Below are 19,421 nucleotides of genomic sequence, written 5' to 3'. Positions count from 1 at the left end.
GCGACCCGAATTCGGCATCGCGTAACCCTTATCTAGGGACCGCCAAAAACTTTTCAAGAGCTTTTTCTGAAATTTTTTTCAGGCCGCTTCGGTGCGCTGCACACCCAGCAAATGGCCCACCGCGTCCAGGTCGGTTTCCCGGCGCAAAGCGCTAAACAGCGCCACCGCTTCGGGGTAATTGCGAATCAGCATCGCCAGCCACTGCTTCAACCGGCCCGGGGCCTGGCGCGGTGTCAGTTGCTCGACCACTTGCACCCAGAAGTCGTGGAGCATCGGCTGCAGTTCGACCCAGGACATCTCGACCACCTCCTCACCGGCTCGAGCGGCGGCGATCTGCCGGGCCAGGTCAGGACGGGAAACGAGACCGCGACCGAGCATGATGTCTTCGACACCGCTTATTTCGCGGCAACGGCGCCAGTCGTCCACGCTCCAGATATCGCCGTTGGCGAACACCGGCACCTTGACCACTTCCTGCACCCGCGGAATCCACTCCCAGTGGGCCGGAGGCTTGTAGCCGTCGACCTTGGTCCGCGCATGCACCACGATATGCGCCGCGCCACCTTCGGCCAGCGCCGTGGCACACACCAGCGCACCGTCCGGACTATCGAAACCCAGGCGCATCTTGGCGGTAACGGGGATATGCCTGGGCACCGCGCGGCGCACGTGTTCGACGATCTGGTTGAGCAACTCCGGTTCCTTGAGCAACACCGCCCCACCCCGGGATTTGTTCACGGTCTTGGCCGGGCAACCGAAGTTCAGATCGATAACCTGGGAACCCAACTCGCACGCCAACGCCGCGTTTTCCGCCAGGCACACCGGATCGGAACCGAGCAACTGCACCCGCAACGGCACGCCGGCAGCCGTCTGGGCACCGGTCAGCAACTCAGGGGCGAGCTTATGGAAATAGGCCGGCGTGAGCAGGCGGTCGTTGACACGGATGAACTCGGTGACACACCAGTCGATCCCGCCAACACGGGTCAGGACATCCCGCAGGATGTTGTCGACCAACCCCTCCATGGGCGCCAGGGCAATTTGCATGAAAAAGACACACTCAAGGAAAAAACGTGCGGCAGTTTACCGGATTTTGCCCATGACATCGGAATTCACCATCAATCCCTGTGGGAGCTGAGCTTGCTCGCGATGGCGGTGGATCAGTCCACGAGGATGCCGGACGGTTCCAGGGCGGGACCATAACCCTCGATGAATTCCTGCGGCATACGCTTGGGCCGGCCAGTGGACAGTTCGATGCAAACGAAGGTGGTCTGGGCCCGCAGCAACGTAGTGTTGTCGCTTGGCCGAATCAGCTGGAAATGCCGGGTCATCTTCAACCGCTGGTCCCAGTCGACGATCCAGGTCGCCAATTGCAGCTCGTCGCCTTCATAGGCGGCTGCCAGGTAATCGATTTCATGCCGCACCACTGCCATGGCCCGGTCGAGGCGCCGGTACTCCACCAGATCCAGCCCCAGGCGCTGGGAATGACGCCAGGCACAGCGCTCGAGCCAGGTAACGTACACCGCGTTGTTGGCGTGCCCCAGCCCGTCGATGTCTTCGGCATTTACCTGAAGATCAATAATGAACGGTGTTGCGCGATCCCAGCCCATGCCCCTCTCCCGGTCGAATGTGGATCGGGGCAGTGTAACGGATGATCAAGCCGATTGCCGCGCTTGCAGGCTGCGCCCGGCCAGCAGTGATAACACCCCATCAATGACACGAGGATCGGCCAGCACCCGCTGGTGCCCACCCTCGGGCAATCGCAGCAAGCGGCTGTCGAACCAGGCTTCGTGGATCAGTTGCGATTCCTTGACCGAGACGAATGTGTCGTCCTCGGCATGGACGATCAGCCCAGGCAGATCCAGCTGGTAGTGGGAGACGTCCATCTTTGCGGCCCGCATGCCGACGTCACGCTCCACTTCGCGAATGAAGGCCGAACGTGCCTTGGGTGGTAACCCCATCATTCGGGCAAACCCGCGCAACACGCCAAGAATGCGGCCGGGCGCGGCAACACTGACCAGGGTCTCGGTACGCAACCCCAACTGAACCGCCAGCATGGCACTGGCACCGCCCATGGAATGCCCGATCACGGCTTGCAGCGGCGGTAATTCAGCCGCTGCTTCAAGCATGGCCCTGGCGAACAGCAAGACATTCGCCTCGCGACCAGGAGAGCGACCATGGGCCGGGCCGTCCAGCGCCACCACCATGTAGCCGGCGTCCACCAACGCAGTGATCAACGCCCCGAACTGAGTGGGCCGCCCTTCCCAGCCGTGCATCAGCAGGACGACCGGGCCCCTGCCCCAACGTAACGCCGACAGACCGAAACGCAAGGTGATGCGCTCAGAACTGGCCAGCAGCGGCAACTCCCAGTCGCGGGGCGGCAGGTTCCGGGGCTGCATGAACATCCCACGCATCTTCTTCGCTACCAGGCGCGGAGCCACCCAACCAAGCGTGCCATTGACGCTACGAATCCAGCTCAACCTGTTCATCGCTCATCTCCAGGGCTTGCGCCTTAGCTCATCGCACCGCCGACTTGGCGGCGCGCAGCAAACGATCCGACAACTCTCCCGGGCCCAATGCCCGTGCCAGGGCCAGGCCACCCACCATCAAGGCAATGTCGGCCAAGACTTTGTCGGCGTCTTCCGGGCTGGCCGCCAATTGCGCGGTCATCAGCTCGATATGCTCATTGAGTACCTCACGGAACGCATCCGGCAGCCGGCCGAGCTCGCCGACCGACGCCGGGATCGGACAAGCGTTTTCGGTGGAATCGCGGTGCTTGCGCGACAGATAGAACGCCGCCACCAGGGCGCGCCGCTCTTCGCCTGTCAGCTCGCCATCCATGTCGGCGATCAGGCCGCGACGCCGGCTGAGCAAGTGCTTGAATGCCTCCAGCATCAAGGCCTCCTTGCTTTCGAAATGGGCATAAAAACCGCCCACCGTCAGGCCGGCCGCGCCCATCACCTCGCCCACGCTCGGCTCAGCCGGCCCACGCTGGATCAGCGCGTCGCTGGCGGCCTTGAGAATGCGTTCACGGGTTTGTGCCTTTTTATCGCTCATCGTCGCCTCCGAATATTACGATTGAAATATTATTCCTATAATAATTTTCCGCAAGCGGAAATTTTGACCGCCGGTCAGAAGTCTATTTTCAAGGACAAGGGAATTGGCCGAACGCCAGACAAACAAAAGGGCCATTCAAGAATTGAATGACCCTTATAAAATCCCGCAGAGCGGGTAATCGTGGCGTCCCCTAGGGGACTCGAACCCCTGTTACCGCCGTGAAAGGGCGGTGTCCTAGGCCACTAGACGAAGGGGACACAAACCTTCTGACTTGATCAGTGCTGAGAACTGATCGATTCAAGGACCGTGTGGCCAGACCTTGAACCTGTAATTGGTGGAGCTAGACGGGATCGAACCGTCGACCTCTTGCATGCCATGCAAGCGCTCTCCCAGCTGAGCTATAGCCCCGGATTTTTCGCCTCGCGGCGGAGCGACATCTTGCAACATCGCTTCTGTAAAACTGGCGTCCCCTAGGGGACTCGAACCCCTGTTACCGCCGTGAAAGGGCGGTGTCCTAGGCCACTAGACGAAGGGGACGCAAACCCTTCTATACAACTGATCAACGCTGAGTGTTGATCGCTTCAAGACCGGTGTGGCCAGGCCCTGAAGTGTAAATTGGTGGAGCTAGACGGGATCGAACCGTCGACCTCTTGCATGCCATGCAAGCGCTCTCCCAGCTGAGCTATAGCCCCTCATCGCTGAGGACGGGGCGAATCTTAAGGGCGTATCGGAGGGCTGTCAAATTTATTTTCAACAAATTTGAAAATTTTTTGCCGGGATAACAATCACTTACCGACAAACCCCGGAAAACCGGGGTATGTCCTGCCTCATTGAACGCTTACGCGATCGCGCCCAGCAGTTTTTCCCACTCCTTGTTTTCCTTCTTCGACACACCACCGAGCAGATCGATGGCCTGGCGCAGGCGGAAACGGGTCAGGTCCGGCCCGAGGATTTCCATCGCATCGAGCACCGACACCGAACTGGCCTGGCCAGTAATGGCGGCGAACATCAGCGGCATGGCATCGCGCAGTTTCAACTCCAGCGATTCGACCACGGCCTGGATGGTCGCGGTGATGCTGTCCTTCTCCCACTGACGCAGGCTTTCGAGCTTCCACAGGATCAGTTGCATCAACTGGCGCACCTGGTCGCCCGAAAGCTTCTTGGATTCGAACAACTTCGCATCCGGCGTCACGCCGCCGGCGAAGAAGAAACCGGCCAGCGGGGCGATCTGACTGAAGGTCTCTACCCTGCCCTGCACATGAGGCGCGATCTTCATCATGTACTCAGGATTCAACGCCCACTTCTGCACACGTGCGGCGAACTCTTCCACCGGCAGGTCCCGCAGCCACTGGCCGTTGAGCCACGACAGTTTCTCGACGTCGAAGATCGGCCCGCCCAGGGACACGCGCGACAGATCGAAATGCTCGACCATTTCCTGCAGCGAGAACTTCTCGCGCTCGTCCGGCATCGACCAGCCCATGCGTCCCAGGTAGTTGAGCATCGCCTCGGGCATGAAGCCCATGCGCTCGTAGAACGTCACCGAGGTCGGGTTCTTGCGCTTGGACAGCTTGCTCTTGTCCGGGTTACGCAGCAGCGGCATGTAGCACAGCTGTGGTTGCTCCCAGCCGAAGTATTCGTAGAGCAGGATCAGTTTCGGCGCCGACGGCAGCCACTCTTCACCGCGCAGGACGTGGGTGATGCCCATCAGGTGATCGTCGACCACGTTGGCCAGGAAGTACGTTGGCAGGCCGTCGGTCTTCATCAGCACTTGCATGTCCATGCGATCCCACGGGATCTCGACATCGCCACGCAGCATGTCCGGCACCACGCAGACGCCTTCGGTTGGCACCTTCATGCGGATCACATGAGGCTCGCCAGCCGCCAGGCGACGAGCGACTTCTTCCTTGGACAGCAGCAGCGCCCGGCCGTCGTAGCGCGGGGTTTCGCCACGGGCCATTTGCTCGGCGCGCATCTGGTCCAGCTCTTCGGCGGTGCAGAAACACGGGAACGCATGCCCCATGTCCACCAGTTGCTGGCAATACTGCTGGTAGATGTCACCACGCTCGCTCTGGCGATACGGACCGTGCGGGCCGCCGACGTCCGGGCCTTCGCTCCAGTCGATCCCCAACCAGCGCAGGGCGTCGAATATCTGCTGTTCGGACTCGCGGGTCGAACGCAACTGGTCGGTGTCCTCGATCCGCAGAATGAACTCGCCGCCATGCTGCTTGGCAAAGCAATAGTTGAACAAAGCGATGTAGGCGGTGCCGACATGGGGATCGCCAGTGGGCGAAGGCGCGATGCGGGTGCGGACGGTGGTCATGGCATGTCTCGGAAAGAATATAAAAGCGAAGATCAAACAGGGGGCGAATGGTAACAGGCGATGGCGGGCGGGCTCCAGTGAGAGCGGGATTTGTGTCGCCAGTCGTCAGACCGAATCGCCCCCATCGCGAGCAAGCCCGCTCCCACAAGGGATCATTGGGCGATTCGATCGAACTGTGGGGGCGAGCTTGCTCGCGATGACGCCCTTAAGGTCGCCACACAACCTCAGACAACCAGCAAACGCTCGCGCAACTTGCCAATCTCATCGCGCAACTGCGCCGCCGCCTCGAACTCCAGGTCCCGGGCCAACTGGTACATCTTCTCTTCCAATTGACGGATGCGCTTGGTGATTTCGCTTGGCGAGCGCAGTTCGGCCTCGTAACGAGCGCTCTCTTCGGCCGCCTTGGCCATGCCCTTGCGCTTCTTGCTGCGCGAGCCGGGCACGGTGGCGCCCTCCATGATGTCGGCGACGTCCTTGAACACGCCTTTGGGGGTAATGCCGTTGGCCAGGTTGAAGGCGATCTGCTTGTCGCGACGGCGCTCGGTCTCGCCGATGGCCCGCTCCATGGAGCCGGTGATGCGGTCGGCATACAGAATCGCCCGGCCATTGAGGTTACGTGCCGCACGACCAATGGTCTGGATCAACGAACGCTCGGAACGCAGGAAACCTTCCTTGTCGGCGTCGAGAATCGCCACCAGCGACACTTCCGGCATGTCCAGGCCTTCGCGCAGCAGGTTGATCCCCACCAACACATCGAAAGTGCCCAGGCGCAGGTCGCGAATGATCTCGACCCGCTCCACCGTGTCGATGTCCGAGTGCAGGTAACGCACCCGCACGCCGTGGTCGGCCAGGTAGTCGGTAAGGTCTTCGGCCATGCGCTTGGTCAGCGTGGTGACCAGCACTCGCTCTTCCAGCGCCACGCGCTTGGAGATTTCCGAGAGCAGGTCGTCCACCTGGGTCAGCGCCGGGCGCACCTCGACTTGCGGGTCCACCAGCCCGGTCGGTCGCACCACTTGCTCGACCACCCGCCCGGCATGCTCGGCTTCGTAGTTGCCGGGCGTGGCCGAGACAAAAATCGTCTGCGGACTGACGCTTTCCCATTCATCGAAGCGCATCGGCCGGTTGTCCAGCGCCGAGGGCAGGCGGAAACCGTATTCCACCAGGGTTTCCTTGCGCGAACGGTCGCCCTTGTACATGGCGCCGACCTGGGGCACGCTGACGTGGGACTCGTCGATGACCAGCAGGGCATCGGCTGGCAGGTAGTCATACAAGGTGGGGGGTGGCGCGCCCGCCGGACGGCCCGACAGGTAGCGCGAGTAGTTTTCGATGCCGTTGCAGTAGCCCAGCTCCAGGATCATCTCCAGGTCGAACCGGGTCCGCTGCTCCAGACGCTGGGCTTCCACCAGCTTGTTGTTCGAACGCAGGTATTCCAGGCGCTCCTGCAACTCGACCTTGATCCCTTCGATGGCGTCCAGCAGGGTTTCCCGGGGCGTCACATAGTGGCTCTTGGGGTAGAACGTGAAGCGTGGCAACTTGCGGATCACTTCACCGGTCAGCGGGTCGAACGCCGAGAGGCTCTCCACTTCATCGTCGAACAGCTCGATGCGAATCGCTTCCAGGTCCGATTCCGCCGGGTAGATGTCGATCACATCGCCACGCACCCGGAACGTCGCCCGGGCGAAATCCATGTCGTTGCGGGTGTACTGCAAGTCCGCCAGGCGCCGCAGCAAGGCGCGTTGGTCGAGTTTGTCGCCACGGTCCACGTGCAGCACCATCTTCAAGTACGTTTCCGGGCTGCCCAGGCCGTAGATGCACGACACCGTGGTGACGATGATCGCGTCCTTGCGCTCGAGCAAGGCCTTGGTCGCCGACAGTCGCATCTGTTCGATGTGATCGTTGATCGAGGCATCCTTCTCGATGAAGGTGTCCGACGACGGCACGTAGGCCTCGGGCTGGTAGTAGTCGTAGTAGGAAACGAAGTATTCCACGGCGTTATTCGGGAAAAACGCCTTGAACTCGCCGTACAGCTGCGCCGCCAGGGTCTTGTTCGGCGCTAGTACCAGGGTCGGGCGCTGAATCTGGGCGATCACATTGGCGATGCTGAAGGTCTTGCCCGAACCGGTCACACCGAGCAACGTCTGGTGCGCCAGCCCGGCCTCGATGCCTTCGACCATCAGGCGGATGGCTTCCGGCTGATCGCCGGCGGGCTGGAAGCGGGTGACTAGCTGGAATTCAGACATGACATAACCTCTGGATTCACCCCTGTCGGCCAGCCGACAGGAACGAGAAAGACCGAAACGACGGGTGTCGCCCGAGGAAAAAGCTGGGATGCACACAATGTGGAGGTGAATGCCTTCGCTTTCAAGACGAACGTCCTACACGCCTTGAAGACTTTGACGCGGCGAAAGGACTAACGGTCGAAAAAAATCGAAAAAACTTAGCCTGAAAGCCGAATCGCCTGTCGCCGTGCCGAGTGATGGCCTCTATACTAGCTCCCCGTTTGTGCACCGCTCTAGTGCATTCGGCTGGAGCGCCACACCTCCCCTCACTCTCCATTAGAGCCGCGCAATAATGAGCCTGTTTTCCGCTGTCGAATTGGCACCCCGCGACCCCATCCTGGGCCTCAACGAAGCTTTCAACGCCGACACCCGTACCAACAAGGTCAACCTGGGTGTAGGTGTTTACTGCAATGAAGAGGGGCGTATTCCACTCCTGCGCGCCGTTGTCGAGGCCGAGACGGCTCGCGTGGCTCAGCACGTTTCCCGTGGCTACTTGCCGATCGACGGCATTGCCGCCTACGACCAGGCCGTGCAGACCTTGCTGTTCGGCAAGGATTCGCCGCTGATCGCCTCCGGTCGCGTCATCACCACCCAGGCCGTGGGCGGCACCGGCGCACTGAAGATCGGTGCCGACTTCCTCAAGCAACTGCTGCCTGACGCCGTCGTCGCCATCAGCGACCCAAGCTGGGAAAACCACCGCGCCCTGTTCGAAACCGCTGGTTTCCCGGTGCAGAACTATCGCTACTACGACGCCGCCACCCACGACGTGAACCGCAGCGGCCTGCTGGAAGACCTCAACGCCCTGCCCGACCGCTCGATCGTTGTGCTGCACGCCTGCTGCCACAACCCGACCGGCGTGGACCTGAGCCCGGAAGACTGGAAAAACGTGCTGGCCGTGGTCAAGGCCAAGAACCACGTTCCGTTCCTGGACATGGCCTACCAGGGCTTTGGCGCCGGTATCGACGAAGACGCAGCAGCCGTGCGCCTGTTCGCCGAGTCGGGCCTGACTTTCTTTGCCTCCAGCTCGTTCTCCAAGTCGTTCTCCCTGTACGGCGAGCGCGTCGGCGCCCTGTCGATCGTCAGCGAATCGAAAGAAGAAAGTGCCCGCGTGCTGTCCCAGGTCAAGCGCGTGATCCGCACCAACTACTCCAACCCACCGACCCACGGCGCCAGCATCGTCGCCGCCGTGCTCAACAGCCCGGAACTGCGGGCCCAGTGGGAAGCCGAGCTGGCCGAAATGCGCCTGCGCATTCGCGGCATGCGCATCCAGATGGTGGACATGCTGGCCAAGGCCGCCCCGCACCACGACTTCAGCTTCGTCGCACGCCAGAGCGGGATGTTCTCCTACTCCGGCCTGACCGTTGAACAAGTGACGCGCCTGCGCAACGAGTTCGGCATCTATGCCCTGGACACCGGCCGCATCTGCGTGGCCGCGCTGAACCAGAACAACATCGATGCGGTGACCAAGGCCATCGTCCAGGTGATCTGAAGGTCTCTGTAATGAAGAACGGGAAGCCATGGCTTCCCGTTTTTTTTGAGCCCGCACACCGACCCGTGGCGAGGGAGCTTGCTCCCGCTGGGCTGCGAAGCGGCCCTAAAGCCAGCCACCGCGGTGTGTCAGACTGATTGGCTCAAGCATTTCCTGGGGCTGCTACGCAGCCCAGCGGGAGCAAGCTCCCTCGCCACAAAAAGCCTCCAGGACTACAACTCCGTCGCCCGCTGGCTCGCCGCATCGTCGTACACGACGTACAGCGACTCGGCCACCTGGCTCTTGATCGCCTTGGTACTTTCCAGCCCCAGGACAAAACCCTCGGCCTTGCCCCCGGCACGGTTCAATTCCTCAGCCGTGCTGGCCTGGGTGATGGCGTCGTACAGTTTCTCGGCATGAGGCCCCACACCCTTGGGCAAGCTGATCTGGGCGGTACTCACAAGAGCACCTCGGCGCGGCGGGCACTGAGAAGAGGTAACAGGTGGTTCATGGCGCGTACCTTAATGTCGGCGAATGGCCGGCAGCGCATCCTGCCACTTCCGGGCGACCATGGTAGTCCTCTCCTGCCCTGACGGTAACTGCCAATCGTTGATTGACCATCAAAGGGCACCAGGAATGCGCCGCCCGCCAATGGACGCTTGACTTCTCTTTTCCAATCAGTAACATACGCGCCATTCCGCGATAGCTCAGTTGGTAGAGCAAGTGACTGTTAATCACTGGGTCCCTGGTTCGAGTCCAGGTCGTGGAGCCAGATAGCAAGCAATCAAGCCCCTGAATCGAAAGGTTCAGGGGCTTTTTTGTGGGAAAAATAAAGCGCAGCTGGTTGAAAAGACTTGCCGAGGTCGCTACAGGAACAATAATCCGGCGCCAAAAAGGCATTATGGTCTGAATCCTGCTTTCTTTTTTCCAACAACCCAAGCTGTCACGTGAGCGTCATGACAGGGCCGCAAACTGGCTCTGTCCGCCAACAACAGCTTCATAAGAACAAGGACGAAGGTATGCCCACACAAAACCCCCATCGCATCGTCGGCCTGTGCACCTCAAGCAAGGTGTACAACGTGCTGACCGAACTCAAGCAACTCGAAGGCCACCGCAGCGCCAAGTTCCTTTCCCTGTTGGCGGAAAACCTGGTGCGCAAGGGCCTGCTCAACGAGCAGGAAGTGGTGCACATGCTCGATCTGGTCGTCGATTGAGCGGCATCGATTCCTACTATTGAGCCGGTTGATTTTTCGTTACCCCCACTGAGTCGTAAGGTAACCCCCATCGATTGATGGAGGTGTCCCATGCCCAAGGTTCAAATCATGTCTGTCATTGGCAGCGCCGTCCCTGCCCCACTCCGGGAGCTCGGGTTGCTGGCCTGCTGGTATCTGGTGCAAGACGGCGTGACCATCAGCGGCCCGCTGACTTCACTGCCCGCCGCCCAGGCCCTGTCGCAACGCATCGGCCCGTACCTGCTGAGCGCCTAGGGCAACTGCACCCGCGGCGTGGTTTCGACGAACAGGGCCCAACTCGACATGAACAGCGCGGCGATCAGCGGCCCGATCACGAAGCCATTGAGCCCGAACACCGCCAGCCCGCCCAATGTCGAGACCAGCACCATGTAGTCGGGCATCTTGGTGTCCTTGCCCACCAGGATCGGGCGCAGGAAATTGTCCACCAGGCCGATCACGAACACCCCGAACAGCGTCAGCACCACGCCCTGCCAGATCGCCCCGGAAAGCAGGAAATACACCGCCACTGGCGCCCAGACGAGGCCCGCCCCCACCGCTGGCAACAACGACAGGAACGCCATCAGCACCGCCCAGGGCAACACCGTCGGAATCCCCAGGACCCAGAAGATCAGCCCACCCAGCGCCCCCTGGCTGATGGCGACCAGCAGGTTGCCTTTCACCGTGGCGCGCACCACTCGATTGAACTTCAGCTGCAGGCGGCGCTTTTGGTGTTCCGCCAAGGGAATGGCCATGCGCACCTTGCGCACCAGCTCCGCGCCGTCGCGCAGAAAGAAGAACAGCAGGTAGATCATCACGAAGAAGCTGACCATGAACTGAAAGGTGCCCTGCCCGAAACTGAAGGCCTGGGTGGCGAAGAACTCGCTGCCCTGCATCGCGCTCCTGACGATCTTGTCGCGCAAGCCGTTCAGGTTGCCCAGGCCGAAGCGGTCCAGCAGGTGCTGAAAGTACGGCGGCAAGGCATCCTTGAAACGGGCCAGGTAATCGGCAATGTCCAGTTCTCCGCTTTCCAGGCTCTTGTACAGCGCCGCGCCTTCCTGGACCAACAACGTGCTGATGATGATCACCGGCAAGATCGCGCTGACCACACAGATGCTCAACGTGAACAGCGCGGTGACATTGCGGTGCCAGCCGAATTTCAACTGCAGGCGGCGCTGCATCGGCGCAAAGACGATGCCCAGGATCACCGCCCAGAACACCGCGCCGTAAAACGGCAGCAGAATCCAGATGAACGCGATGGTGACCAACACCAGGAGCAGCATCTGGGCTTTGTTTTGCAGCATCTTTCGATTCATCAGCTTTCCATGTCCTAAGGCGGGATAAACATTAGTCAGCCAGGACTCGTGGGAGTGCCTTCTCGTTTGCGCCGTGCATTGATTCAGATCAATAAGGCCTGGCCGACCATGGGCTACCCTCGCCGCCTTTTGCGATCCGACGCCATCATGACCCTCGCCGCCCCCGAACTGCTGGCTCCCGCCGGTACCCTGAAAAACATGCGCTATGCCTTCGCCTACGGTGCCGATGCGGTGTATGCCGGCCAGCCGCGCTACAGCCTGCGGGTGCGCAACAACGAGTTCGACCATGCGAATCTGGCCTTGGGTATTGCCGAGGCCCAGGCCATGGGCAAGCGCTTCTACGTGGTGGTGAACATTGCCCCGCACAACGCCAAGCTGCGCACCTTCCTCAAAGACCTTGAACCGGTGATCGCCATGGCGCCGGACGCGCTGATCATGTCCGACCCGGGGCTGATCATGCTGGTGCGCCGGCACTTCCCCCAGATGCCGATTCACCTGTCGGTGCAGGCCAACACGGTGAACTGGGCGAGCGTCGAGTTCTGGCAGCAGCAGGGCTTGAGCCGGATCATCCTGTCCCGGGAACTGTCCCTGGAGGAAATCGCCGAGATCCGCGAGCAGGTGCCGGCCATGGAACTGGAAGTGTTCGTCCACGGAGCGCTGTGCATGGCTTATTCCGGGCGCTGTCTTCTGTCCGGCTATTTGAACAAGCGCGACGCCAACCAGGGCAGTTGCACCAATGCCTGTCGCTGGAAATATGCGGCACAACCGGCGGTGGAAAATACCGTGGGCGACATTGTGCAGAGCTATCAGCCCGAGCCGACCCTGGGCCTCGGCGCGCCCACCGACCAAGTGTTTTTGCTCCAGGAAGCCAACCGCCCGGAAGAATCCATGCCGGCCTTCGAGGACGAACACGGCACCTACATCATGAATGCCAAGGACCTGCGCGCCGTACAACACGTCGAGCGCCTGGCGCGCATGGGCGTGCATTCGCTGAAGATCGAAGGCCGGACCAAGTCGCACTTCTATTGCGCGCGAACCACCCAGGTGTATCGCCGGGCCATCGATGACGCGGTGGCCGGGCGGGAATTCGATCGTGGCCTGATGACCGACCTGGAGTCCCTGGCCCAGCGCGGCTACACCGAAGGTTTTCTGAGGCGCCACGTGCACGACGAATACCAGAACTACCAGAACGGCAGCTCGGTGTCGGAGCGCCAGCAGTTCGTCGGCGAACTGACCGGCGAACGGCGCGAACGCCTGGCCGAAGTGCGGGTGAAGAACCGCTTTGGCCTGGGGGATCACATGGAACTGATGACCCCCAAGGGCAATTTCCACTTCGACCTGCATCAGTTGCAGAATGCCAAAGGCCAGGGCATCGAGGTGGCACCGGGGGATGGACACGTGGTGTACCTGCCCATCCCGGATGCGGTGGACCTGCGGTTTGGGTTGTTGATGCGCGATGTGCGCGAGTTGCCTGCCTGATTATGGCAATGTGGCAATGTGGCAATGTGGCAATGTGGCGAGGGAGCTTGCTCCCTCGCCACTTACCCGGCAGGAACTGCCGAAGGCTGCGATCCTTCTTTCTCGATAAGACCCGGTTGCCCGGGTGAAAACATCTGGATCGAGAGCAAAAGATCGCAGCCTTCGGCAGCTCCTGCTGCGATGGGATCAGATCCGGAACTGCCCCACCAGCTTGCCCAGGCGCTGGCCCAGGTCAGCCAGGCTGCGGGAGGTCTGGGCGCCGAGTTGGGTTTCGTCGGCGACGCTGTCCACGGCCACGGCAATCTGATGCACGCTGCGGTTGATTTCCTCGGCCACCGCGGTCTGTTCTTCGGCAGCGCTGGCGATCTGGGCGTTCATCGAGTTGATGGTGCCGATCAGTTGCGCCATGGTGTCCAGGGAGGCGCCCGCCTCGTTGGCCCGTTCCGAGGTGCCGTCGCCGGCCTCACTGGAACGGCGCATCGCTTCCACCGCCGCGTGGGTGCCTGATTGCAGGCGATCGATCATGCCCTGGATTTCCTGGGTGCTCTGCTGGGTCCGGCTGGCCAGGGCCCGTACTTCATCGGCCACCACGGCAAACCCACGCCCTGCCTCGCCAGCACGCGCAGCCTCGATGGCGGCGTTGAGGGCCAGCAGGTTGGTCTGCTCGGCAATCGAACGAATCACTCCGAGCACGCTGACGATCGAGGCCACGTCCTGCTGCAGGCTGTCCAGGGACACGCCGCTGCTGCGGATATCGTTCACCAACGCATGAATCTGCTGGATGCTGCCGGCCACCACACGCTTGGCCGATTGTCCTTCCTCGTCGGTCTGCTGGGCCGCGACGGCGGCACCCTGGGCGCTGCGGGCGACTTCCTGGGCCGCCGAGGACATCTCGTTGATCGCCGTGGCGACCTGATCGGTTTCGTGGCGCTGGCGTTCCATGGCCTGCTCGGAGCGCTGGGCCTGCTCGGAGACTTGTGTCACCAGCCCGGTCAGTTGCGAGGTCATGTCGGTGATCTGCCGCACCAGGCCGTGGATCTTGTCGACGAAGCGGTTGAACGAACCGGCCAGTTGGCCGAGCTCGTCCTGGCTGGTGATGGTCAGCCGACGGGTCAGGTCGCCCTCGCCCGCGGCGATGTCGTCGAGGTTGTCTTTCATCAGGTGCAGGGGACGCAGGATCGCATTGGCCAGCAACAGGCCCACGACCGCGATCACCAGCAACACCACGGCGGCGATCCCGACAATGCTCAATATCACGCCTTGTACACGATCGTGGACCTTGGCTTCCACCAGGGCCACCTGGGCCTCGATGCCGTCCAGGTTGACCGAGCTACCGACTGCCAGGTCCCACTTGGACAGGTACTCGGTGTAGCCGAGCTTGGGCACCAAGTCCTGGCTGCCGGGCAGTGGCGAGCTGTATTCCAGATAATGCGTTCCGTCCTTGGCGACTTTCACCAGGTCGCGGTTGACGTAGACACCGTTCGGGTCGCGGTTGTCCTTGAAACTCTTGCCAACGCCATCGGGGCTGTTGGCCTTGAACAGACGAATGGTCTCGGAGTCGTAGCCGAAGAAATAGCCGTCCTTGCCGTAGCTGATGTTCGACAGCAGCTTGATCGCCTGGGCACGCGCTTCATTATCGCCAGGCGCAGCGGCATCGTAGAGCGGCTTGATGGCGGTCAGGCCCACTGCCACATAGTTCTGCAGCGTGGCCTTGGCCTCGCTGAGCAGGCGTTCGCGGGTCTGCTGGACCTCTTTGCTAGCTTGCTCCTTCAAGATGAAAGCCGTGGTCAGGCTGATGATCACGGCGGACAGCAATACCGGCAGTATCGCAAGGGACAGGACTTTAGCCTTCAGGCTCAGGCGCATGCTGTTCACTCTTGTAGGTGTTATTGGCGTGGTTAGCTGTATTAACGGCACCGCACGGCAAAACTGTAGGACAGGTTTAACCGGCTATCGCGTACAGGCAGCAACTTCTTCGCGGGATTCAAAGGCCTCATCGCGAGCAAGCCCGCTCCCACAAGGGATCGCTGGTGCACACATATTCTGTGTTCATTGCGGATCCAGTGTGGGAGCGGGCTTGCTCGCGAAGGATGCGACTCGGTCCTTGAGCCCTGTTGAATCAGCCTTACAACACCATCGCCGCCACCCAACCAAACACCAGCAGCGGCAGGTTGTAGTGGATGAAGGTCGGGACCACGGTGTCCCAGATGTGATGGTGCTGGCCGTCGATGTTCAGGCCGGAGGTCGGGCCCAGGGTCGAGTCCGAGGCGGGCGAGCCGGCATCGCCCAGGGCGCCGGCGGTACCGACGATGCAGACGATCGCCAGCGGGCTGAAGCCCAGTTGCAGGCACAATGGCACGAAAATCGTCGCCAGGATCGGCACCGTGGAAAACGACGAGCCGATGCCCATGGTCACCAACAGCCCCACCAGCAACATCATCAGCGCGCCAATGCCCTTGTTGTGGCCGATCCAGGCCGCCGAAGACTCCACCAGGCTCTGGACTTCGCCGGTGGCCTTCATCACTTCGGCGAAGCCTGAGGCCGCGATCATGATGAAGCCGATCATCGCCATCATCTTCATGCCTTCGGTGAACAGGTCGTCAGTCTCGCGCCAGCGCACCACCCCCGACAGCGAGAAAATCAGGAACCCGACCAGGGCGCCGATGATCATCGAGTCCACCAGCAGTTGCACCGCAAACGCCGCCGCCACCGCAAAACCGGCCACCATCAGGCTCAGTGGGTTGTAGCGCACCGCCACTTGCTCGACCCGGGCGATTTTCTTCAGGTCATAGACGCGCTTCTTGCGGTAGGAAAACAACGACAACAGCAGACCAAACACCATGCCCAGCGCCGGAATGCCCATGGCATGGGTGACGTTGATGCCGCTGACGTCCACGCCGCTGCGGGCGATGTTGGCCAGGAGGATTTCGTTGAGGAAGATATTGCCGAAACCAACCGGCAGGAACATGTAGGGGGTGATCAGGCCGAAGGTCATGACGCAGGCGATCAACCGGCGGTCCAGCTGCAACTTGGTCAGCACATAGAGCAGCGGCGGCACCAGCAGCGGAATGAAAGCGATATGGATCGGCAAAATGTTCTGGGAGGCGACCGCGACCGTTCCCAGCAAACCGATCAGCACCCATTTGACGCCCCTGCCGCCGGCAGTGTCCTGGCGATCCACCAGGGCCAGGGCTTTGTCCGCCAGGGCGTGGGCCATGCCGGACTTGGCAATCGCCACGGCGAACGCGCCGAGCAAGGCGTAGGACAGCGCCACCGTCGCACCACCACCCAGGCCGGCGTTGAACGCCTTGAGCGTCGCCTCGATCCCCAGGCCACCCGTCAGGCCACCCACCAACGCACCGATAATCAGCGCGATCACCACATGCACGCGGGCCAGGCTGAGCACCAGCATGACGCCAACCGCGGCAATTACTGCATTTATCATCATTACCTCAAAGCACAGCGATGGAAAGCCACCGGACAAAAAGGTCGCGACTTTGCAGCAAGCGGCGGCAAGCTGCAAGGGCCGTGGGGCGGGTTTTCAAATCTCGCAATATTGACTACCACTACCGCTCCCACAGGAGGGCGGCGCCATGCGATAGAGGTCAGCGCTTGGGCAACTCAATCACGACCTTCAATCCACCCCACTCGCTGTCGTCCAACGCCAGCAGGCCGCCCCAGGTGTCGACGATGTCCCGCACGATGCCCAGGCCCAGGCCGTGTCCATCGGTCTGTTCATCCAGCCGCGTGCCGCGGCTGAACACCTGGTCGCGGCGATCCCTGGGGATGCCCGGGCCGTCGTCTTCCACGGCCAGACTGAATCCGTCGGCTGTCTCGGTCATGGTCAGGCGCACTTCGGCATCGGCCCATTTGCAGGCGTTGTCCAACAGGTTGCCCAACAGTTCCAGCAGGTCTTCACGATCCCAGGGCAGGTGCAGGCCCGGCGGGGCGGCGTAGCTCAGGTGCAGGTGTTCGCCGTGGATCATGTTCAGTGTGGCGAGCAATCCCGGCAGCTCGGCATCGCAGTCCAGGTGCGCGCCGGGCAAGGCATCGCCGGACAAGCGGGCGCGGTTGAGTTCCCGGTTCAGGCGCTGGCGGACCTGCTCCAGTTGATCGAGCAGCAGCTTGCGCAACTCGGGATACGGATCGAGCTTCTCGTTCGAAGCCAGGCTTTGCAGCACCGCCAGCGGGGTCTTCAAGGCATGGCCGAGGTTGCCCAGGGCGTTGCGTGAACGCTTGAGGCTGTCCTCGGTGTGGGCCAGCAGATGGTTGATTTGCGCCACCAGCGGTTCCAGCTCCCGTGGCACCTGTTCGTCGAGTTGCGAACGCTGCCCGCGCTGCAACTGGGCAATCTGCTCCCGCGCCCGGTCCAGCGGACGCAAGGCGCGGCGCACGGTGATGCGTTGCAGCAACAGAATCAACAGCAACCCCGCCAACCCGAGCCCCAGGCCGATCTGCTGCATTCGGCGGAAGCTGTCACGCACCGGCGTGTAATCCTGGGCCACGCTGATGGAGATCGCCTGGCCCAGCCGTCGATAGTCGGTGCGTAGCACCAGCAGCTTCTGGCCCTCAGGCCCCAGTTGCAGGTTGCTGTGCAGGCCCGGGTGATCGAGCCGGGGCAATTCCTGGTCCCACAGGGAGCGGGAGCGCCAGTGCACATCGGCAAAGTCGATACGGAAATAATGTCCGGAAAACGGCCGCTGATAGGCCGGCGACAAGCGTCGTTCATCCAGTTGCAGCCCCTGCGGGCCGCGCACCAGGGCCACCAGCAGGTTTTCGCTGTCGTTGCGCAGCCCGGCTTCCAGGTAACGCTGCAAGCCCAGCTCGAACAACCACAGGCTGGTCTGTGCCAGAACCAGGCCGACCACCACCATCACACCGATCAACCCCAGGCTCAGGCGCCGCTGGATGGATCTCACTGCGCCTGCCCGCCGAACAGGTAACCCTGGCCGCGACGGGTTTCGATCACGCTGCGGCCCAGCTTGCGCCGCAAGTGATTGACGTGGACTTCAAGCACGTTGGAATCGCGCTCGGTCTCACCGTCGTACAGGTGTTCGGCGAGATGGCTTTTAGAAAGGATCTGCTCGGGATGCAGCATGAAATAGCGCAACAGGCGGAACTCGGCGGCCGTGAGCTGGATGTCGGTGCCGTCGCGGACCACGCACTGGCGACTCTCATCCAGGTGCAACCCGGCCGACTTCAGCGTCGGCTGGTTGACCTGGCCGTGGGAGCGGCGCAGCAACGCCTGGATCCGCAACTGCAGCTCTTCAGGATGAAAAGGTTTGGTCAGGTAATCGTCGGCCCCGGCCTTGAGGCCTTCGATGCGCTCGGCCCAGGAACCGCGCGCGGTAAGGATCAACACTGGCGTGCTCAAACCACCGGCACGCCATTGGGCGAGCACCTCAAGCCCCGGCACGCCCGGCAGGCCGAGATCGAGGATGATCAGGTCGTAGGGTTCGCTGCTGCCCTGGTACACCGCGTCGCGACCATCGGCGAGCCAGTCGACGGCGTAGCCCTGGCGTGCAAGCCCGGCCATCAATTCATCAGCCAGGGGCACGTGATCTTCCACCAGAAGCAGGCGCATCAGTCTTCCTTATCTTTGAGTAAGCGGCCGGTCGCGGCCTCCAGGTCCAATTCGCGCACGACGCCGTCGGTGTCCAGCAACTCGACCTCATAAATATAGACGCCGTGTTTCTCCTCCAGCTCGGCTTCCAGCAGTTTGGCGCCCGGGTGCAGGTCCAGCGCCTGTTGCAGCAGTTGCTCCAGCGGCAAGATCACACCCTGCTGGCGCAGTTGCAGGGCCTCGTCCTGATCCAGGTCCCGGGCCACGGCCAGCGAACAAAACGCCAGCAGCGCCAGCGCCCATCGATTATGGGCGCGCAGATTAAGCTTCATTACGTATCCTGATGATTCTTGAGCACCTTGCCGTTGGTGGCGTCCAATTCCAGATCCCACTCAATGCCCTTCGTATCGCGCAAATCCACCTGGTAAATGTACTTGCCGTACTCTTCGTCCAGCTCGGTATCGGTCAAGGTGGCGCCAGGGTGTTCGGCCAGGGCAGCGGCGTTGAGTTTTTCAAAGGACAGGATGGTACCAGCGTCTTGCAGTTTGCGGGCTTCGTCCGTGTCCAGGTCTCGTGCGTGAACCAGGCTGGTTCCCAGTGCCATCAGGGTCGCGATAAAAAAGGCAGTCAGGCGGTTCATGGGGTATCTCCTTCTTATAATCTTTACCGGGGCGACTGTATCGGGGTGAACTTAACTGAAACTGAATGGCCATCATGGG

Annotated in this window: 18 protein-coding genes, 5 tRNA genes and 1 pseudogene; 5 read left to right on the top strand and 19 right to left on the bottom strand. The window is 61.6% G+C overall.

Annotated features, from left to right (window positions below; all coding sequences use genetic code 11):
• Positions 1-78: 78 nt before the first annotated feature.
• From BM300_RS13660 to uvrB, 10 genes are all read right to left on the bottom strand, one after another.
• Positions 79-1,038 carry a tRNA dihydrouridine synthase gene (locus BM300_RS13660; RefSeq protein ID WP_092463135.1) on the bottom strand — a complete coding sequence of 320 codons (960 nt, stop codon included), beginning with the start codon at positions 1,036-1,038 and terminating at the stop codon, positions 79-81.
• Between the two features lie 113 nt (positions 1,039-1,151).
• Positions 1,152-1,601: an acyl-CoA thioesterase gene (locus BM300_RS13655; RefSeq protein WP_063320305.1), complete on the bottom strand. Its 450-nt coding sequence runs from the start codon at positions 1,599-1,601 to the stop codon at positions 1,152-1,154.
• Positions 1,602-1,646: 45 nt separating this feature from the next.
• A complete protein-coding gene (locus BM300_RS13650; protein WP_092463133.1) occupies positions 1,647-2,480 on the bottom strand; it encodes an alpha/beta fold hydrolase in 834 nt (277 codons plus the stop codon).
• A gap of 28 nt (positions 2,481-2,508) precedes the next feature.
• A complete protein-coding gene (locus BM300_RS13645; protein ID WP_092463131.1) occupies positions 2,509-3,048 on the bottom strand; it encodes a TetR/AcrR family transcriptional regulator in 540 nt (179 codons plus the stop codon).
• A gap of 181 nt (positions 3,049-3,229) precedes the next feature.
• Positions 3,230-3,305, bottom strand: a tRNA-Glu gene (locus BM300_RS13640).
• A gap of 75 nt (positions 3,306-3,380) precedes the next feature.
• Positions 3,381-3,456: transfer RNA gene (locus BM300_RS13635), tRNA-Ala, on the bottom strand.
• Positions 3,457-3,509: 53 nt separating this feature from the next.
• A tRNA-Glu gene (locus tag BM300_RS13630) sits at positions 3,510-3,585 on the bottom strand.
• Between the two features lie 79 nt (positions 3,586-3,664).
• Positions 3,665-3,740 (bottom strand) — tRNA-Ala (locus BM300_RS13625).
• Positions 3,741-3,886: 146 nt separating this feature from the next.
• A complete protein-coding gene (gene gltX / locus BM300_RS13620; RefSeq protein WP_014337445.1) occupies positions 3,887-5,368 on the bottom strand; it encodes a glutamate--tRNA ligase in 1,482 nt (493 codons plus the stop codon).
• A gap of 224 nt (positions 5,369-5,592) precedes the next feature.
• A complete protein-coding gene (gene uvrB / locus BM300_RS13615; RefSeq protein ID WP_063320302.1) occupies positions 5,593-7,608 on the bottom strand; it encodes an excinuclease ABC subunit UvrB in 2,016 nt (671 codons plus the stop codon).
• Between the two features lie 331 nt (positions 7,609-7,939).
• Between uvrB and BM300_RS13610 the strand changes: the two genes are divergently transcribed.
• Positions 7,940-9,136, top strand: coding sequence for an amino acid aminotransferase (locus tag BM300_RS13610; protein WP_014337444.1), 1,197 nt, complete (start codon positions 7,940-7,942; stop codon positions 9,134-9,136).
• Between the two features lie 212 nt (positions 9,137-9,348).
• On the opposite strand, the gene BM300_RS13605 is transcribed toward BM300_RS13610, so the two are convergent.
• On the bottom strand, positions 9,349-9,576 hold the full coding sequence (locus BM300_RS13605; protein WP_063320300.1) for a hypothetical protein: 228 nt from the start codon (positions 9,574-9,576) through the stop codon (positions 9,349-9,351).
• 235 nt (positions 9,577-9,811) lie between these two features.
• Between BM300_RS13605 and BM300_RS13600 the strand changes: the two genes are divergently transcribed.
• The 3 genes from BM300_RS13600 to BM300_RS13590 all read left to right on the top strand — a co-directional run bounded on the left by BM300_RS13600 (position 9,812) and on the right by BM300_RS13590 (position 10,602).
• A tRNA-Asn gene (locus BM300_RS13600) sits at positions 9,812-9,887 on the top strand.
• A 247-nt stretch (positions 9,888-10,134) separates the two neighbouring features.
• Complete coding sequence (locus BM300_RS13595) at positions 10,135-10,329, top strand: hypothetical protein (protein WP_003203896.1); 195 nt, start codon at positions 10,135-10,137, stop codon at positions 10,327-10,329.
• Between the two features lie 90 nt (positions 10,330-10,419).
• The gene (locus BM300_RS13590) at positions 10,420-10,602 is read left to right on the top strand and encodes a hypothetical protein (protein ID WP_003203898.1); all 183 of its coding nucleotides are present in this window, start codon (positions 10,420-10,422) and stop codon (positions 10,600-10,602) included.
• Here BM300_RS13590 and BM300_RS13585 read toward each other — a convergent pair.
• Complete coding sequence (locus tag BM300_RS13585; protein ID WP_092347648.1) at positions 10,599-11,660, bottom strand: AI-2E family transporter; 1,062 nt, start codon at positions 11,658-11,660, stop codon at positions 10,599-10,601. The two genes, BM300_RS13590 and BM300_RS13585, sit on opposite strands and share 4 nt — an antisense overlap.
• Positions 11,661-11,807: 147 nt before the next feature.
• Here BM300_RS13585 and yegQ point away from each other — a divergent pair, with 147 nt between their 5' ends.
• On the top strand, positions 11,808-13,139 hold the full coding sequence (yegQ, locus tag BM300_RS13580; protein ID WP_092149341.1) for a prephenate-dependent tRNA uridine(34) hydroxylase TrhP: 1,332 nt from the start codon (positions 11,808-11,810) through the stop codon (positions 13,137-13,139).
• 186 nt (positions 13,140-13,325) lie between these two features.
• Here yegQ and BM300_RS31750 read toward each other — a convergent pair whose 3' ends face one another.
• The 7 genes and pseudogenes from BM300_RS31750 to BM300_RS13550 all read right to left on the bottom strand — a co-directional run bounded on the left by BM300_RS31750 (position 13,326) and on the right by BM300_RS13550 (position 19,342).
• On the bottom strand, positions 13,326-14,081 hold the full coding sequence (locus BM300_RS31750; RefSeq protein ID WP_371856978.1) for a methyl-accepting chemotaxis protein: 756 nt from the start codon (positions 14,079-14,081) through the stop codon (positions 13,326-13,328).
• A 102-nt stretch (positions 14,082-14,183) separates the two neighbouring features.
• A pseudogene (locus tag BM300_RS31745) lies at positions 14,184-15,005 on the bottom strand (cache domain-containing protein); the annotation flags it as partial.
• A 259-nt stretch (positions 15,006-15,264) separates the two neighbouring features.
• Positions 15,265-16,581: a Na+/H+ antiporter family protein gene (locus tag BM300_RS13570; protein ID WP_161951748.1), complete on the bottom strand. Its 1,317-nt coding sequence runs from the start codon at positions 16,579-16,581 to the stop codon at positions 15,265-15,267.
• Between the two features lie 163 nt (positions 16,582-16,744).
• A complete protein-coding gene (locus BM300_RS13565; protein WP_063320295.1) occupies positions 16,745-18,058 on the bottom strand; it encodes a sensor histidine kinase in 1,314 nt (437 codons plus the stop codon).
• Positions 18,055-18,723, bottom strand: coding sequence for a response regulator transcription factor (locus BM300_RS13560; RefSeq protein ID WP_063320294.1), 669 nt, complete (start codon positions 18,721-18,723; stop codon positions 18,055-18,057). The genes BM300_RS13565 and BM300_RS13560 overlap by 4 nt, the downstream gene beginning before the upstream one ends.
• A complete protein-coding gene (locus BM300_RS13555) occupies positions 18,723-19,034 on the bottom strand; it encodes a PepSY domain-containing protein (protein ID WP_063320293.1) in 312 nt (103 codons plus the stop codon). Before BM300_RS13555 ends, BM300_RS13560 begins: the two co-directional genes overlap by 1 nt.
• Positions 19,034-19,342 carry a PepSY domain-containing protein gene (locus BM300_RS13550; RefSeq protein WP_063320292.1) on the bottom strand — a complete coding sequence of 103 codons (309 nt, stop codon included), beginning with the start codon at positions 19,340-19,342 and terminating at the stop codon, positions 19,034-19,036. Before BM300_RS13550 ends, BM300_RS13555 begins: the two co-directional genes overlap by 1 nt.
• Positions 19,343-19,421 lie beyond the last annotated feature (79 nt).

The sequence above is a fragment of the Pseudomonas sp. NFACC46-3 genome, assembly GCF_900114515.1.
GTDB classification, from domain to species: Bacteria; Pseudomonadota; Gammaproteobacteria; order Pseudomonadales; family Pseudomonadaceae; genus Aquipseudomonas; species Aquipseudomonas fluorescens_Q.
This window is presented reverse-complemented; position numbering and strand designations above follow the sequence as displayed.